The following is a 15,200-nucleotide window of genomic DNA, read 5'->3' as shown; positions in this document are numbered from 1 at the left end:
GCCGCAATGGTCACCCGAGGTTTCCTTTCAGGACGGCGCCCGCCGACCGACGGCGACGCGCGCATCCCTCCAGGGCAATATCTCGAGCAGGGATTTCCTGTCCTGTCAGCCGGCCCGACGCCGCGAGTGCGCACCGAGGACTGGTCGTTCACGCTGAAGCACGGGCCGCGGCCGATCAAGAAATGGAACTGGGCCGAGTTCAACGCCCTGCCATTGACCAAGATGACACGCGACATCCATTGCGTGACCGCGTGGACCAAGTTCGACACGCCATGGCAAGGCGTGCTGATCGACGATATTCTCGCCGATGCCGGCATCGCGCCGCCGACCGCCTTCACGCTGGCGCATTCGTTCGACGGTTACACCACCAACGTACCGACCAAGGACCTCGAAGCCGGCAAGGCGATGGTCGCGCTGTTTTACGAAGGCAAGCCGATCACGTCGGACCATGGCGGCCCGGCTCGGTTGCTGGTGCCGCATCTCTATTTCTGGAAATCGGCCAAATGGCTGAACGGCCTCCAGTTCACCGAGCGCGATGAGCCGGGTTTCTGGGAATTGCGCGGCTATCACATCTATGGCGATCCATGGCGTGAGCAGCGCTACACGAACGATCCATGAGCGACGCGCAAGCGCCGCAATCGCCATGGCAAACGGCCGGGATCGTCCGTATCGAAAGGCGCACGCCGCGCGTCACCAGCTTCTTTTTCCAGCCATCGCGGCCGTTCACCTACCGGGCCGGTCAGCATGTCGACGTCAGGCTGACAGCGCCGGACGGCTATCAAGCGCGCCGCTCCTATTCGATTGCCTCCGCGCCGGAGACGGACGGGGTGATCGAACTGGCGATCGAGAAACTCGACGATGGCGAGGTCTCTCCATTCTTCCACGAGATTGCGGCAGTTGGCGACGAAATCGAACTGCGCGGACCACTCGGCGGGCACTTCATCTGGCCCGATGACGATGGCGGGCCGCTCTTGCTGGTCGGCGGCGGCTCGGGCATCGTGCCTTTGATGTCGATGGTTCGTCATCGCGTCGCGCGCAATTCGACGGTGCCCGTCGCCCTCGTCTTTTCAGCCCGGGTCTGGGACGAAGTGGTCTTTCGTGACGAGCTGATTGCCCTCGACGATCGCAAGGACGGCTTCGACCTCGTGCTGACGCTGACGCGCGAAGCCGCGCGCCGTCCAGCCGATTATTCGCGGCGGGTGGATGTCGCCATGGTGGTGCAATCCATGGCTCGGTTGCCCGGACCGCCTGATGTCGCCTTCGTCTGCGGCTCCAACGCCTTCGTTTCCGCCGCCGCCCAGGCGCTGATGGATGCCGGCGTTGCGGCGGAAATCATCCGGACCGAACGCTACGGAGTTTGAACGGACACGGCCCTTCCGAGAGGTTTCTCGTAGCCGCCGTTCCGAGGCTCGGCATTCCGGGGCGGTCACGCCTCGATTTCGAGCGCCGAAAGCGGCTTTGAGCAACAGGCGAGGATGAAGCCGTCGTCGATCTCGTGGTCGAGGATGCCGCCATTGTGGCTCATCTCGACGGCGCCCGTGACCTTCTTCACCTTGCAGGTTCCGCACAGGCCGAACTCGCAGGCGGCGGGAATCCGCACGCCCGAAGCCCGCGCCGTCTGCAGCACGGTCTGGCCGGCGACGCATTCGGCGTCGACATCCGAAAGCGCGAAGCGGATCGGCGTCGCGGCTTCGACGGTGACGGCGGCGCCGTCTTCCGCCGGCGACGTGAATGGTGCCGGGATCTCCTCCACGACAGGCGCCGCAAAGCTCTCCTGATGGTACTTCGTCATGTCGAAGCCGGCAGAGTCCAGCATGCCGCGCACGGCGCGCATGAAGGGATCGGGGCCGCAGCAGAAGATTTCGCGCTCGCGGAAATCGGGCGCCAGCAATGGCAGCCGGATCGCATCGATGCGGCCCATATGGCCGAACCAGCCCTCGCGGCTCGACCGCTCCTCGATCATGAAGCCGAGCGACAGGCCGGGCATACGGCTGCCGAGCAGCTCGAGCTCCTTGCGGAAAATGATTTCTTCGGGGCGCCGCGCGCAATTGACGAAGCCGACATCGGTCCATGGCGCGCAGTCGTTCAGCCAGCGCAGCATCGACATCATCGGCGTCACGCCGGAGCCGGCCGAAATGAACAGATACTTGGCCGCCGGGTGGCTGTGCAGCGAAAAGTCGCCGGTCGGCCCATAGGCCTTCACATGCGAACCGGGCGTCAGATGGTCGAACATCCAGCGTGTACCGATGCTGCCCGCTTGCGCCTTGATCGTCACCGCGATCGAGAACGGCCGCGATGGCGAAGACGACAGCGTGTAGGTGCGCATCAGCGGCCCATCGGCGGTCGGCAGTTCCAGCGTCACGAACTGGCCCGGCTTGTAGCGGAACCAGGTCTGGTTGTCGGAGCGGAAGGTGAAGGTCTTCACATCAGGCGCTTCGTCACTGACGCCGATCACTTCCAGCACCTGGAGCCTGTCGTTCCAGGGCGTCATCTGGTCGAGATGGCGATAGAGGCCAAGGTCCGTCATCGCATTCATCCTCTTGTCCCTTTTATTCCGTGCGTGTCGTGATCCCAAAACCGCTGCGCACTCTTGGGCGACATGCACCAAGGCGCGTCGCGTCGAAACGGGTTCATGCGACGCGCTTCAGGTCTTGTTTCCTTGCATGTCGTTGTCTCAAAACCGGGGGCCATTTTTGAGCGACATGCACTAGGCAACGCTGCGCAGCGCCGGCCGGCCGCCTTCGGCAAGCCGCGGACCGATGAACGACGCGTACCATTCGACGAACTGGATCACGCCGCCCTCATGCAGCTCCGAATAGGGGCCTGGCTCGTAGGCGGGCGATAGGATGCCGAAGGCGTTTTCCTCGACGATGCGGCGGTCCTGGTCGTTGGTCTCGGTCCAGACATGGGTGAGTTCGGCGAGATCGTAGTCGACGCCTTCGACCGCATCCTTGTGGACGAGCCATTTGGTCGTCACCGCCGTTTCCGTGGCGCTGATCGGCAGCACGCGAAACGTCACCGCGTGGTCGATGAGGATGTGGTTCCATGTCGTCGGATAGTGATAGTGCATCAAGGTGCCGATCCGGTCGGCGGAGACGGTGTCGGAGAGGTTCTTCTTCACCGCCCGCTTGCCGTTCATGGTGTAGCTGACGGCGTCGCGCAGCAGCGGCGCGCGGGTGGCGCGGTACTGTCCGGCCGCATCGATGCGGAATTTGCTCGGCAGGCCGGCCGCTTCGCATTTCGCCCAGTGCGCAAGCATTTCCGGGTCGCTGTCGGCCCCCTGCACGCCGGTCACCGTCGGTGCCTCTGGGAAAGTTTTGCAAAGCTCCGGGTGATTGCCGGCGCAATGGTAGCACTCGCGGTTGTTTTCCCAGACCAGCTTCCAGTTGCCCTTCTCGACAATGGTCGACTCGAACGCCACCTTGGCCTCGCGCAGCCGGTGCGGCAAAAGGTAGGGCTCGATCATAGCCCGCATCGGTGCGAAATCCGCCGGCTCCTTGCCCAGGCAGATGAAGATGTAGCCGCCGACACTTTCACAGGCGATGGGCTTCAGGCCGAACTGGCTCTTGTCGAACCCGTCCGCCATCTGCCGGGCAAACAACAGCCTTCCGTCCAGCTCATAGGTCCACTGGTGATAGGGGCAGACCAGCTTTGCCGCCGTGCCCTTGTCTGAATTGCAGACTCGGCTGCCGCGATGGCGGCAGGAATTGTGAAAGGCGTTGATATTGCCCTTCTGGTCGCGGACAAGGACGACCGGATAATCGCCGATCTGCGCGGTAATGTAGCTGCCCGGCTTGGGCAGCTCGCAATCATGGCCGATGAACAGCCAGTCGCGATACCAGATCAGCTCCATGTCGAGCTTGAAATAGTCGGGATCGGTGTAAAAAGGCTGCTCGAGCGAGAAGCCGTTCCTGCGGCCCTGCAGCAGCCTCAGCATATCGTTGCGCGCGTCCATGTCCTGTCCTCATAGCCAAGGACTGAACTGGTGGTGATGGAGGAAGGATCGGACGCAGGCCGGCGAAGCGCCGGACATGCACTATCCACCTCTTGACCGCCCACCGCGATCAGTCGAGTTCAAATATCTCGGGCTGGTTTCCGGGCTCTGGAGTGTCCTTGCGGACGGTCGCGACACCTTCCCAGGCGTTTGCCCAGTGGTCTCCCGTTGCGACTTGAACTCCACCACCGTTGCGGGGGCAGCGCCGGATTCTGACCGGCTTCCCAATTCTCCGCTTCGTCGTCACGAAGCGGCACCTGAGATGACATGATCTAATCACGATCGCGGGCGCGCCATCGGCATGAAAACGACATCGTATCCATGCGGCGCGACACGCATGCGAAACGTTCCGGCCGGCTATTGCGGAGCCGAAATCCGATCTCCTAGGCAGCCATCGCCGGCTGCAATCTCTTCGAATCCGACCCCTTGCCGGGGCCTAAGAAAGGTTAACGGTTTCGAAAAGTGACTATTAGCAACTTCTAAAATCGAACCGAACGGTTCGTTTCTGTTGACGGTGCGTGCAGGACGGTGTGAACGCTGGGCCTCCGACACAGTTGGTGATCGGGGTGCCAATTTTACATAACTATTTGATATCAAGAAGAAAAACAACTGGTGTGGACGCTCTTGGCACAATTTCAAGTGGCAGATTCTTGGTCCACGCGGAACAACTTCGTGATTGGAAATGGCTGGATGGCTTTCCCACATCGGGGCGGTCCGAACGACGCGATTTCATCCCAAGACACGCCGCTAGACGGACGGGAAAAATACTGGAGTACCTAAAATGAAAAAGATCATTCTCACTGCCGCCGCCGTTCTGGCCATTTCCGGCAGCGCCTTTGCTAACGGTAGCGACCACTATGGTTCGAACGCCCCGGTAGCCACTGCTGTCGACAGCTCGCAGACCGCTTCGATCAAGAAGTCGGAACCGGCTGCTCAGACGCCTGTCCAGGGCAGCGACCGTAATCTCTTCGGCCACTAACGCCGATTCCCAGAAGGCGGCGGGCTCGCCCGCCGCCCTGGCAAAATCCAGAAATTCAGGAGAGCTAAAATGAACAAGATCCTTATTGCTGCCGCCGCCGTTCTGGCCATTTCCGGCAGCGCTTTCGCCGGAAGCGACAACTTTGGCTCCAAGGGCGCCAATCAGCCTGCCGCCTCGGTGGACAGCTCGTACACGGCTTCAACCAAGAAGTCCGAGCCGGCTGCGCAGACGCCTGTCACCCATGGCAGCGATCGCAACCTGTTCGGCAACAACTGACATCCGAAACTAGCATCCGACGGCGAGGCGGCGGGTCAGCCTGCCGCCTCGAATTCGAAAATACCGGAGTATCAAAAATGAAAAAGATTGTTCTTACTGCCGCCGCTCTTCTGATTGCCGCCGGCAGCGCCTATGCTGGCAACGACAATGTTGGCGGCACCGACATCAACAAGCAGGCGACCGTCAACGTCGACGCCTCGCATACGGGCTCGATCCGCAACAGCGATTCGCCCGTTTACAAGTTGCTCAACTCGTCGGGTGACGTACAGAAGTCTGCCCCTCAGGGCAGCGACCGGAACCTCTTCGGTCGCTAACTAACAGCCGAAGCTGATCTCCAAACAAAGAGCGGCGGACCTGTGCCCGCCGCTCTTTGTTTTTCATGTGGCCTCAGGCAGCCTTTGCTTCCGGCTGACGGAGCGAGAAGGAGTGCCCGTCCGCGTCGAAGATGTGAAGGTCGCTGGCGTCCGCGCTCAGCCGCAGCGTCGCCCCGCGCTTGACCTCGACATTGCCTGGCATCTTGGTCACCAGCGGCAGGTCGGCGCGGCCGATGTCGACATAGACAAGTTGGACCTCGCCGAGCTGCTCGACATAGTCCACCGTTCCCTCGAACAGATAGTCCGCGCCGCTGGCGATCATCAGGTCCTCTGGCCTGACGCCGAAGCTCACCGAGGCACCGTTTGCCGATGCCGGCGTGGCGATCGGTACGGTTGCCTTGCGGCCGCCGACATGGCTGACGACGGTCGGGTTTCCGGTCTTGTCGATGGTCGCCGGCAGGATGTTCATGGCCGGCGAGCCGATGAACTGGGCGACGAACAGATTGCCGGGCTTCTTGTAGAGGTCCATCGGGGTGCCGACCTGCTCGATATGGCCTTCCTTGAGCACCACGATGCGGTCGGCCAGCGTCATCGCCTCGACCTGGTCGTGGGTGACGTAGATCATGGTCGTGTTGGGCATCGATTCCTTGAGCTTGGCGATCTCGATGCGGGTGGCGACGCGCAACGCCGCGTCAAGGTTCGACAACGGCTCGTCGAACAGGAACACTTTCGGATTGCGCACGATGGCGCGGCCGATGGCGACGCGTTGGCGCTGGCCGCCCGACATCGCCTTGGGCAGGCGGTCGAGATATTTGGTCAGCTGTAGGATTTCGGCCGCCTGCTTCACGCGGCGGTCGATCTCGGCCTTGTTCTCTTTGCCGATCTTCATCGAGAACGCCATGTTGTCGTAGACGGTCATGTGCGGGTAGAGCGCGTAGGACTGGAACACCATGGCGATGCCGCGCTTCGATGGCGGCACGTCGTTCACGACCTCGCCGGCGATCTTGAGTTCGCCGGAGGTGATTTCCTCGAGCCCGGCGATCGACCTCAGCAAAGTCGACTTGCCGCAGCCCGACGGGCCGACAAAGACGATGAACTCGCCCGACTTTATATCGAGGTCGATGCCGTGGAGAATGTTCAGATTGCCGTAGGACTTCTTCACTTGTCTTAGCGTGACATCGGCCATTGGTTTCCTCCCAGAAATTTGAAATTCAAGTGATTTGAAATTCAGTCGATGCGTCCGAACCAGGCGCCGTAGCCGCCGAGCTGTACGGAACCGGTGCTCGCCTGCCCCGAAAATCCGTGCCCGGGCAAAGGTTGCAGCGATCGGTTGCCTAGGTCAACCTTGGCTGGCTCAGCTCCCAGATTGAAGACGCAGACGATCTGTTCGTTGCCTGCGCGGCGTGTGAAGGCGACCGTGTCGCCCGCACTTTCGATGAATGTGATGTCGCCCTTGGCCAGCGCCGGATGTGCGCGGCGGAAGGTGAGAAAGCGCCGGTAGTGCTCGAGCAGCGAGGTCTCGTTGCCCTGCTGGACATTAACCGCTTGCGACAGATGCTTGGCCGGCACCGGCAGCCAGGGCTTTGCCGAGGAGAAGCCGCCATTCGTGGCGCTGCCGTCCCACACCATCGGCGTGCGGCAGCCGTCACGGCCCTTGAATTCCGGCCAGAAGCGGATGCCGTAGGGGTCCTGCAGATCCTCGAAGCGAAGGTCGGCTTCGCCGAGGCCAAGCTCCTCGCCCTGATATATGCAGACAGAGCCGCGCAAGGACATCAGCAGCGCCGAGATGACCTTGAGATAGGCGGTCGGATCGGCTTCGCCAGCCGCCCAGCGCGAGGCCGGGCGCATCACGTCATGATTGGAAAAGGCCCAGCACGACCAGCCGTCGCTGGCGACCTTGCCGAAGGATTCCAGCACCGAGCGGACCTTGGCCGCGCTGATCTTTTCCGGCGCCAGGAAGTCGAACGAGTAGCACATGTGCACGCGCTTGCCGCCGGCCGTATAGGCCGCCACCACTTCCAGCCCGCGCTGCGAATCGCCGACTTCGCCGACCGCGGCGGTTGCCGGATATTCATCGAGCAAGGCGCGGAAGCGTTCGAGGAAGCCGAGGTTCTCGGGGCGGCTCTTGTCGTAGATATGGTCCTGATAGTTGTAGGGGTTGACCGCGGGTGCGGTCTGGTCGTTGCGCTGCTCCGGCGGCAGTGGCGGGTTGTTTTCCAGGCCCTGGCTGTGGAAGTAGAAATTGATGGTGTCGAGCCGGAAGCCGTCGACGCCGCGCTCCAGCCAGAAGCGGGTGACGTCGAGCAGCGCGTTCTGGACCTCGTGATTGTGGAAGTTGAGGTCGGGCTGTTCGGCCAGGAAGTTGTGCAGGTAATATTGCTGGCGGCTGGTGTCCCATTGCCACGCCGAGCCGCCGAAGATCGACAGCCAGTTGTTGGGCGGCGTGCCGTCCGGCCTGGCGTCCGCCCAGACATACCAGTCGGCTTTCGGATTGCCGCGGCTCGACCGGCTTTCCTTGAACCAGGGGTGGTTGTCGGCGGTGTGCGACAGCACCTCGTCGATCATCACCTTCAAGCCCAGCCTATGTGCTTCTGCGGTCAGCGCATCGAAGTCGGCCAGCGTGCCGAACATCGGATCGACGTCGCAATAGTCGGTGACGTCGTAGCCGAAATCCTTCATCGGCGACTTGAAGAACGGCGAAATCCAGATGGCGTCCGCACCGAGTCCTGCAATGTAGGGGAGCCGGCCGATGATGCCCTTCAGGTCGCCGATGCCGTCGCCATTCGAGTCCTGGTAGCTGCGCGGATAGATCTGGTAGATCACCGCACCTCGCCACCAGTCACGATCGACGGCGAGGTCAGGCTTCGAACTGGCCTTCAAAGCGGATTGCATCGTATCAGCCTCCTTTCACCGAGCCGGCAAGCAGCCCGCGGACAAAATAGCGCTGCAGCGAGAAGAACACGATCAGCGGCACGATGATGGTCACGAAAGCCGATGTCGTCAGGATCTCCCAGTCACCGCCGCGGGAGCCCAGTAGCGCGTTGAGCTTGGCGGTCAGCACGATTTGGTCTGCCTCCGTACCCAGGAAAACCATCGCCACCAGCAGATCGTTCCATACCCACAGGAATTGGAAGATGGCAAACGAAGCCAGCACCGGGAAGGACAGCGGCAGCACGATCTTGACGAAGATCTCGAAATCGCTGGCGCCGTCGATGCGTGCCGATTCCATGATTTCACGCGGCAGGCCGGCAATGTAGCTGCGCAGCAGGTAGATGGCGAAGGGCAGGCCGAAGCCGGTATGCGCCAGCCAGATGCCGAGATAGGTTTTCGACGGCATGCCGAAGAAAGCGCCAACGCCGTTGTAGAGCTTCAACAGCGGGATCAGCGACATCTGCAGCGGCACGACCAGCAGGCCGATGATGACTGCAATCAACAGCGCCCGGCCGGGAAAGCGCATCCAGGCCAGCGCATAGGCTGCAAAGGCGGCGATCAGGATCGGGATGACGGTCGCTGGGATGGTGACGGTCAGCGAATTCATGAACGATCGTCCGATGCCTTCCGAAAACAGCACGGTCTTGTAGTTGTCGGTGGTGAATTTCGGCGGTGCCGACGAGGCATAGTAGACGCGCTGGCCGCGATCGCCTTCGAAAGCCTTGGGCGACTGCATGACGAAACTGCCGTCGGCGTTGAGCTGCAGGGTCACGCCGTCGCCGAGATCGGCTGACGTGCCGGCGGGATATTGCGTCGGTGCCGCCGATTTGACGCCGAAGGCGCTGATGTTGCGGTGAGCATCGTCGCCGAAGATGTTGCCTTGAAGGACGAACTTGCCGTCCTTTTCGACTTGCGTCGAGGCGGCCGGCAGCCGGCCGGCTTCCGTCTGGGTGGAACTGGAGAACGAATTCCACCAGCCCGAGGCGATGATCTGGTCCTTGTCGCGCAGCGACGACACCAGGATGCCGAGCGTCGGCATGGTCCAGATGGCGACGAAGATGAAGACGGCAATGTGGACACCAAAGCGGCTGGCGAAGGAATTTCCGGTCGCAACGGCCATCTCAATGTCCTCCCGTCTCTTTGTTCGCCTGGCGGATGTTCCAGACCATGATCGGAATGACCGCGATCATGATGATGATGGCGATGGTGGCGCCGCGGCCGAAATCGCCGCCGCCACGGAACATCCAGTCGAACATTAGATTGGCCAGCACCTGGCTGTTCCACTGGCCGTTGGTCATGGTCAGCACGATGTCGAACACCTTGAGCACCAGAATGGTGATCGTCGTCCAGACGACGGCGATGGTGCCCCAGATCTGCGGCACCATGATCTTCCAGAAGATCTGGAACGGATTGGCGCCGTCGATGACGGCGGCTTCCAGCGTCTCTTCCGGGATGCCGCGCAAGGCGGAAGACAGGATGACCATGGCAAAGCCGGTCTGGATCCAGATCAGGATCACCATCAGGAAGAAATTGTTCCAGAACGGCAGCGATATCCAGACCTGCGGCTGACCGCCGAAATGCTGGATGATGGCGTTGAGGATGCCGATCTGGGTCTGGCCCTCGCCACGATACTCGTAGATGAATTTCCAGATCACGCTGGCGCCGACGAAGGAGATCGCCAAAGGCAGGAAGATCAGGCTCTTGGCGATCGTGCCCCACCAGATCTTGTCGGTGAGCACGGCGATGATCAGCCCGAGGAAGGTGCAGGCGGCCGGCACCACCGCCAGCCAGACAATGTTGTTGAGGATCGAGTTGCGGAACTCGCGATCGCCGAACGCCCATTCGTAGTTGGCGAAGCCGACGAAGTTTATGCCGCCGCGATCGAGGAACGACAGCCTCAGCGTCTCGACCACCGGATAGATCAGGTAGATGGTCAGGATGATCATTGCCGGACCGACGAACAGCCATGGCCGGACCAGACCTTGCCGGCGCAGATTGTCGATGGCCGCGGCGCCGGCAACGCCGCGCGACGGGAATATCAGGTCGACCAGCTTGTTAGCGCCCCAGAAATAGGCGACGCAACCGCCGACCCCGACGATGATGACGAATATGGCCGAGAAAATCTGAGCCGCCATGGGTCCCTCCCCCTGCGCATGATCCGCCAAGGAATGACCTTGGTGACGGGACCAGGCGCCGATTCAGTTGTTTGGAGCGTCATCGGCGGCGGAAACCTGTTCACATGCCGATCGCGCTTCATGTCTATGCGCTCATGGACGAAAGGCTACGGCGCGGGCCGCCGTCGGATCCGGGCCGGCAGGGCCCGGATCCAGTGCGAGAATGAAGCGCTCGGCCGTTCAGTCGCCGAGCCGGCCGGCTGCCTACTTGATGGCGTCCCAGCTCTTCTGGATGTCGGTCGCGACATCCTGCGCGGACTTGCCGCCGACCAGGTCGATCATGCCGGTCCAGAAGGCGCCGGCGCCGATCTTGCCCGGCATCAGGTCGGAACCGTCGAAGCGGAAGGTCGATGCATTGGCGAGGATTTCGCCCTGTTTCCGCAGCGCGTCGCTGGCATAGGCAGCCTTGTTGACACCCTTGAACGGCGTCACGAAACCGCCCTCGGCCATCCAGATCTCGTGAGCGAGCGGCATCTTCAGGAATTCGATGAAGGCGCGCGCGGACTTTGAGTCCTTGGTGATCATCGCCAGCGTACCGGCGCCGAGCACGGGCGTGCCCAGTTCAGGCTTGGAGGCATAGGGCGGGAAGTAGAAGAAGTCCGCATCCTGGCCGACCTTGGTGCCTTCCGGGAAGAAGGTCGGGATGAACGACGCCTGATGGTGCAGGTAGCATTTCGGCGGCACCGCGAAGAGGCCCTTCGGGCTGTCGCGGAAATCGGTCGCCGCAACCGCCTTGGCGCCGCCATCGACCATCTTGTCGTCGGTCGCGATCTTGCCGAAGATGTCGATGGCGTTGACCACCGCCGGATCATTGAACGGGATCTCGTTCTTCACCCACTTGTCGTAGACTTCCGGAGGCTGGGTACGCAGCATCAGGTCTTCGACCCAGTCGGTCGCCGGCCAGCCGGTGGCGCCGCCGGAGCCGAGGCCGATGCACCACGGCTTGCCACCGTCGGCGATAATCTTCTTTTCGAGATCAGCGAGTTCTTCCTGCGTCTTCGGCACCTTGTAGCCGGCTTCCTCGAAATTGTCCGGCGAGTACCAGACCAGCGACTTCACGTCGGCCTTGTAGGGGAAGGCGAAGAAGCCAGGCTTGCCGTCCTTGTCCTTGAATGTGCCGAGATCGACCCATGACTGGCCGGCGCCGTAATTGTCCTTGACCCATTTGGCGGTGTCGTCGCCGAGCGGCGTCAGCAGGCCCTTCGATGCCAAGTCCTGGATGAGGCCCGGCTGCGGCAGCACGGCGATGTTGGGCGGGCTGCCAGCCTGCGTGTCGATGACGATCTGCTGCTCGTAGTTCTCCGAGGAGGAGTATTTGATCTCGACGCCGGTGGCTTCCGAGAAATAGTCGAGAACGCCGCGCACGAGGCCTTCGTCCTCACCGCGCCACGGACCGAAGATCGTCAGCGTCTCGCCCTTGAGGTCGACTTTCTTGAGCTCTTCGTAGTTCGCCCAGTTGAAGCGCGGGTCCTCGCCCGGCTTGAACTTCAGTTCGGCCTGCGCGGGCGCGTTCAGGGCGAGCGTGGCAAACGCAGCACCCAGCAAAAGCATTTTCTTCATCGGTATTCCTCCCAGTGGGGTCACAAACACCGGACGGAACCTCCATTCCGCCCGCCGACGCTGCAGGACTGTGACTCAGTCAGAAAGGAACCGCAACCTTTCGAAGAGTCTTCCAAAGCGCTTTGGCTTTTTTGATCTCGCCATTGAATCGCTCGGAAGTCAAGAGGGTGACTGGCTAATCGATTTAAGTTTGGGCTTGTGACGCGCAAAAAGTGCGCTGCAGCATGCATTTATGGCAGTGCAGCAGTAATTTTTGTTTCAAACTCGTTCAAAGCGCGCCTATGCTCATCTTCATGTCGCTGCGTCTCCCGTGACGCCCAGATCCACTCGAATTAAAAGCGCTTTGAGGCGTGGAGGCCTCCTGTGAACCTCAAGCAGCTCGCCCATATGCTGGCGCTTTCGCAGACCACGGTAAGCCGTGCGCTGAACGGCTATCCCGAGGTCAACGAGGAAACGCGTCGGCGGGTGGTGGACGCCGCCAAGCGTCACGGCTATCGGCCCAACCCGAGCGCGCGCCGGCTTGCAACCGGCAAGACCGGCATGATCGGCTATGTCCTGCCGACCGGTGCGTCCGTCGACATCGATCCGCATTTCGTCGAATTCCTGTCCGGGCTCGGCGACTATGCCCGCTCGCATGAACTCGACCTGGTGCTGTCGCCGGCCGACGCCGACGACCAGGAAACGACCTACCGGCGTATCGTCGCCAACCGCCAGGTCGACGCCGTCTATATCTCCTCGCCGAGGCCCGCCGACCGCCGCGTGGCACTGGTCAACGCGCTCGGCATTCCCTTCATCGTCCATGGCCGCAGCGAAGGCTTCGATTTCGACTATCCCTTCACCGACATCGACAATGAGGGCGCCTTCCACGAAGCGGCCAGGCTTTTGATCCAGCTCGGCCACCGGCGGCTGGCGCTGATCAACGGTGACGACCGCGAGACCTTTGCCATCCATCGCGAGCGCGGCGTGCGCCGGGCGCTGGCGGCAAGCGGGCTGGCACTGGGCGACCGCCATGTCTGCTCGGTGGTCATGACCGAGGAGAACGGCTATCGCGCCACCAGGCGTTTGCTGGAGGAGGGCGACCCGCCAACGGCGATCGCCTGCTCCAGCCTGATCATGGCGCTCGGCGTCGTGCGCGCGGTGCGCGACCTCGGCCTGACCATTCCCGGCGACGTGTCGCTGATCGCCCATGACGACGTCTTCCCTTGGCTCAGGCCGGAGAATTTTTCGGTGCCGCTGTCGACGACGCGCTCGTCGATCCGACTGGCCGGCGCGCGTGTCGCCGAGCGGCTGGCGGCACGAATTTCGGGGCTGGAAGAGGGCGCTCGTGGGGAAGTCTGGCCCGTCGACCTTGTGGTCAGGGGTTCGGTCGCCGGCGCGAAAGCAATTCCAGGAAAAGTGTGAACCGTCCGGAATGGTCAAAACAAAGAGATAGAAGCCGTTCGCAGTTTCCGTAAAAATGCTCCAGGAATCAAAGCCCGATCGCTTCGCACGACCGAAGTCGACCCCTGCAAATGCGAATGCACGTGCCAAATGCCATGTGCTCCGCGGGAACCGAATCGAGACGCAGCACTCGGGGTATCCCGGCGGTGGCGGCGAAAAGACGTTGCTCGTCTGGGCGGCTTAGAAGCTTCTCGACTGCGTCCAGCCCGTCACGAGCGCCCCACGATGTGTTCGACAAGGCGATGTGCCTCCTCGGCAATCGCCAATATTGTGCCTGATTTGCGCGTGGAGGCGAAATCCAACCCAGCGAAGTAGATGCCTGGCAGCGCGGCCACGCCATCCGCATGAATGGGTTGTCCCTGCGAGTCGAGCACGCCCGGGAGATTCACCCAGCTGAAATCGCCCCGGAAGCCAGTGCACCACACCACGGTCGTGATGCCGGACTCGGCAACATCAAGAGAACGCACGGTCGGATTCGGCAGCTGTGCTGCGACAGTCTCCGCTGGATCGGGTTCCGAAACGGGGGCGTCGATTCCGGAGCGGTTGATATACTCGTCGATATAGCGTTTGACGTTGGTGGAGGCTTCATCCGCAAAACGAACATGTGCTTCGAGATCGTCGGCGAACAAGAGACGACGACCGCCTTCCTCGGCGCCTGTGAACCGGCCAAGCAGCACGATACCTCGGGCGCTGAGAGCTTGGAGGCTTAACGTGTATTCTGCCCCAAGCAGACCACGAGCTGGAATGCGTCCCGCAAGTCGAATGATTTCCTCCCGACGCACGTCGAGAAACCCGCTTTCGACGAGCCAGATCATGATGTCGCGACCTCGGTAGCGACGTGAGAGCCGTCCGACCTGGCCGGTGGCAAGGAAGACTGTTCGGCCTGCTTCTACCAACTCGTCCGCGATCTGGGCACCCGACTGTCCGCTTCCGACCACCAGCACCCCTCCGGCCGGGAGATCGGCGGCGCTGCGGTAATCCGAAGCGTCGATCTGCCGGAGGCTCAGCGGCAACGCAGCGGCCCAAGGAGGGCGCACCGGACAGTTCATATTGCCGCTTGCGACCACCACATTCCGCGCCAAAAGTGTCCCGCGCGAGGTGGTTAGCCTATACTCGCCATTCTCCTGCCCGCCGGCGAGTTCGGTCACCGTCGTGTCCGGTTCGACCGGGAGCCTGTTCCGTTTGGTGAAGTCCTCAAGGAGAGCGACGAACTGGTTGCGCGTCAGGGCACCGAACGGATCTGGGCCGTCATAGGAGTCGCCTGGCATGACGGTCTGGACGTTGGGGGTATTCATCCGGAAAGAATCCCACCGCTGTGTGCGCCAGGTCTCTCCAATGCGGCCTCTCTCCAGTATGCTATGGCGCAGGCCTCGCCGTGCCAGCGAATGGCTGACGCCCAGGCCGGCCCAGCCGGCCCCGACGACCACCGCATCAAGGACATTGGCGTTACTCGTCATGTGCCGCACGCCCTGAAGCCAGGACTGTTGAAGCGCTTCGAGGCGGCATGGTGCACGATGAACGTGACGCCTTCG

The 15,200-nt window shown here is 62.0% G+C and carries 14 protein-coding genes and 1 riboswitch; of the genes, 6 read left to right on the top strand and 8 right to left on the bottom strand.

The genetic code is table 11. The features are described from left to right. Positions 1-6: 6 nt before the first annotated feature. Both AC1RZR_RS03140 and AC1RZR_RS03135 read left to right on the top strand, forming a co-directional pair. Positions 7-618 carry a molybdopterin-dependent oxidoreductase gene (locus AC1RZR_RS03140; RefSeq protein ID WP_477268004.1) on the top strand — a complete coding sequence of 204 codons (612 nt, stop codon included), beginning with the start codon at positions 7-9 and terminating at the stop codon, positions 616-618. Further along, positions 615-1,361 carry an FAD-binding oxidoreductase gene (locus tag AC1RZR_RS03135; RefSeq protein ID WP_481827613.1) on the top strand — a complete coding sequence of 249 codons (747 nt, stop codon included), beginning with the start codon at positions 615-617 and terminating at the stop codon, positions 1,359-1,361. The genes AC1RZR_RS03140 and AC1RZR_RS03135 overlap by 4 nt, the downstream gene beginning before the upstream one ends. A 65-nt stretch (positions 1,362-1,426) precedes the next feature. Here AC1RZR_RS03135 and AC1RZR_RS03130 read toward each other — a convergent pair whose 3' ends face one another. Together AC1RZR_RS03130 and AC1RZR_RS03125 are read right to left on the bottom strand one after the other, a co-directional pair. Then, on the bottom strand, positions 1,427-2,527 hold the full coding sequence (locus AC1RZR_RS03130) for an FAD-binding oxidoreductase (protein ID WP_481827612.1): 1,101 nt from the start codon (positions 2,525-2,527) through the stop codon (positions 1,427-1,429). A 180-nt stretch (positions 2,528-2,707) separates the two neighbouring features. Then, the gene (locus tag AC1RZR_RS03125; RefSeq protein ID WP_481827611.1) at positions 2,708-3,955 is read right to left on the bottom strand and encodes an aromatic ring-hydroxylating oxygenase subunit alpha; all 1,248 of its coding nucleotides are present in this window, start codon (positions 3,953-3,955) and stop codon (positions 2,708-2,710) included. A gap of 114 nt (positions 3,956-4,069) precedes the next feature. Further along, a riboswitch (cobalamin riboswitch) is annotated at positions 4,070-4,270 on the bottom strand. Positions 4,271-4,775: 505 nt separating this feature from the next. On the opposite strand from AC1RZR_RS03125, the gene AC1RZR_RS03120 reads away from it, so the two are divergent. The 3 genes from AC1RZR_RS03120 to AC1RZR_RS03110 all read left to right on the top strand — a co-directional run bounded on the left by AC1RZR_RS03120 (position 4,776) and on the right by AC1RZR_RS03110 (position 5,563). Next, positions 4,776-4,973: a DUF680 domain-containing protein gene (locus AC1RZR_RS03120; protein WP_481827610.1), complete on the top strand. Its 198-nt coding sequence runs from the start codon at positions 4,776-4,778 to the stop codon at positions 4,971-4,973. A gap of 69 nt (positions 4,974-5,042) precedes the next feature. Next, positions 5,043-5,249: a DUF680 domain-containing protein gene (locus AC1RZR_RS03115; RefSeq protein WP_477267993.1), complete on the top strand. Its 207-nt coding sequence runs from the start codon at positions 5,043-5,045 to the stop codon at positions 5,247-5,249. A 77-nt stretch (positions 5,250-5,326) separates the two neighbouring features. Next, positions 5,327-5,563, top strand: a complete 237-nt coding sequence (locus tag AC1RZR_RS03110; protein ID WP_477267991.1) for a DUF680 domain-containing protein — start codon at positions 5,327-5,329, stop codon at positions 5,561-5,563. Between the two features lie 73 nt (positions 5,564-5,636). On the opposite strand, the gene AC1RZR_RS03105 is transcribed toward AC1RZR_RS03110, so the two are convergent. From AC1RZR_RS03105 to AC1RZR_RS03085, 5 genes are all read right to left on the bottom strand, one after another. After that, positions 5,637-6,749 (bottom strand): ABC transporter ATP-binding protein, encoded by a 1,113-nt coding sequence (locus AC1RZR_RS03105; protein ID WP_477267989.1) that lies wholly within the window; start codon positions 6,747-6,749, stop codon positions 5,637-5,639. A gap of 41 nt (positions 6,750-6,790) precedes the next feature. Then, positions 6,791-8,455: a beta-galactosidase BglA gene (gene bglA, locus AC1RZR_RS03100; RefSeq protein ID WP_477267987.1), complete on the bottom strand. Its 1,665-nt coding sequence runs from the start codon at positions 8,453-8,455 to the stop codon at positions 6,791-6,793. 4 nt (positions 8,456-8,459) lie between these two features. Next, complete coding sequence (locus tag AC1RZR_RS03095) at positions 8,460-9,614, bottom strand: carbohydrate ABC transporter permease (RefSeq protein ID WP_477267986.1); 1,155 nt, start codon at positions 9,612-9,614, stop codon at positions 8,460-8,462. Position 9,615: 1 nt separating this feature from the next. Next, on the bottom strand, positions 9,616-10,629 hold the full coding sequence (locus AC1RZR_RS03090) for a carbohydrate ABC transporter permease (protein ID WP_481827609.1): 1,014 nt from the start codon (positions 10,627-10,629) through the stop codon (positions 9,616-9,618). Positions 10,630-10,872: 243 nt separating this feature from the next. Beyond that, complete coding sequence (locus AC1RZR_RS03085; protein ID WP_477267981.1) at positions 10,873-12,228, bottom strand: ABC transporter substrate-binding protein; 1,356 nt, start codon at positions 12,226-12,228, stop codon at positions 10,873-10,875. 363 nt (positions 12,229-12,591) lie between these two features. On the opposite strand from AC1RZR_RS03085, the gene AC1RZR_RS03080 reads away from it, so the two are divergent. After that, entirely contained in the window at positions 12,592-13,629 is a 1,038-nt protein-coding gene (locus AC1RZR_RS03080) for a substrate-binding domain-containing protein (protein WP_481827608.1), read from the top strand. Between the two features lie 248 nt (positions 13,630-13,877). Here AC1RZR_RS03080 and AC1RZR_RS03075 read toward each other — a convergent pair whose 3' ends face one another. Beyond that, positions 13,878-15,125, bottom strand: coding sequence for a flavin-containing monooxygenase (locus tag AC1RZR_RS03075; RefSeq protein WP_481827607.1), 1,248 nt, complete (start codon positions 15,123-15,125; stop codon positions 13,878-13,880). Positions 15,126-15,200 lie beyond the last annotated feature (75 nt).

The sequence above is a fragment of the Mesorhizobium bavaricum genome (assembly GCF_056781655.1).
Note: the sequence above shows the minus strand (reverse complement) of the source record. Positions and strands in the feature narration are given on the sequence as shown.

Excerpts from the sequence above, each read along its gene's own strand:
- AC1RZR_RS03110 (WP_477267991.1), top strand. The coding sequence starts at position 5,327 with ATGAAAAAGATTGTTCTTACTGCCGCCGCTCTTCTGATTGCCGCCGGC.
- AC1RZR_RS03115 (WP_477267993.1), top strand. The coding sequence starts at position 5,043 with ATGAACAAGATCCTTATTGCTGCCGCCGCCGTTCTGGCCATTTCCGGC.
- AC1RZR_RS03085 (WP_477267981.1), bottom strand. The coding sequence starts at position 12,228 with ATGAAGAAAATGCTTTTGCTGGGTGCTGCGTTTGCCACGCTCGCCCTG.
- AC1RZR_RS03135 (WP_481827613.1), top strand. The coding sequence starts at position 615 with ATGAGCGACGCGCAAGCGCCGCAATCGCCATGGCAAACGGCCGGGATC.
- AC1RZR_RS03130 (WP_481827612.1), bottom strand. The coding sequence starts at position 2,527 with ATGACGGACCTTGGCCTCTATCGCCATCTCGACCAGATGACGCCCTGG.
- AC1RZR_RS03090 (WP_481827609.1), bottom strand. The coding sequence starts at position 10,629 with ATGGCGGCTCAGATTTTCTCGGCCATATTCGTCATCATCGTCGGGGTC.
- AC1RZR_RS03095 (WP_477267986.1), bottom strand. The coding sequence starts at position 9,614 with ATGGCCGTTGCGACCGGAAATTCCTTCGCCAGCCGCTTTGGTGTCCAC.
- AC1RZR_RS03140 (WP_477268004.1), top strand. The coding sequence starts at position 7 with ATGGTCACCCGAGGTTTCCTTTCAGGACGGCGCCCGCCGACCGACGGC.
- AC1RZR_RS03125 (WP_481827611.1), bottom strand. The coding sequence starts at position 3,955 with ATGGACGCGCGCAACGATATGCTGAGGCTGCTGCAGGGCCGCAGGAAC.
- AC1RZR_RS03120 (WP_481827610.1), top strand. The coding sequence starts at position 4,776 with ATGAAAAAGATCATTCTCACTGCCGCCGCCGTTCTGGCCATTTCCGGC.
- AC1RZR_RS03075 (WP_481827607.1), bottom strand. The coding sequence starts at position 15,125 with ATGACGAGTAACGCCAATGTCCTTGATGCGGTGGTCGTCGGGGCCGGC.
- bglA (WP_477267987.1), bottom strand. The coding sequence starts at position 8,455 with ATGCAATCCGCTTTGAAGGCCAGTTCGAAGCCTGACCTCGCCGTCGAT.
- AC1RZR_RS03105 (WP_477267989.1), bottom strand. The coding sequence starts at position 6,749 with ATGGCCGATGTCACGCTAAGACAAGTGAAGAAGTCCTACGGCAATCTG.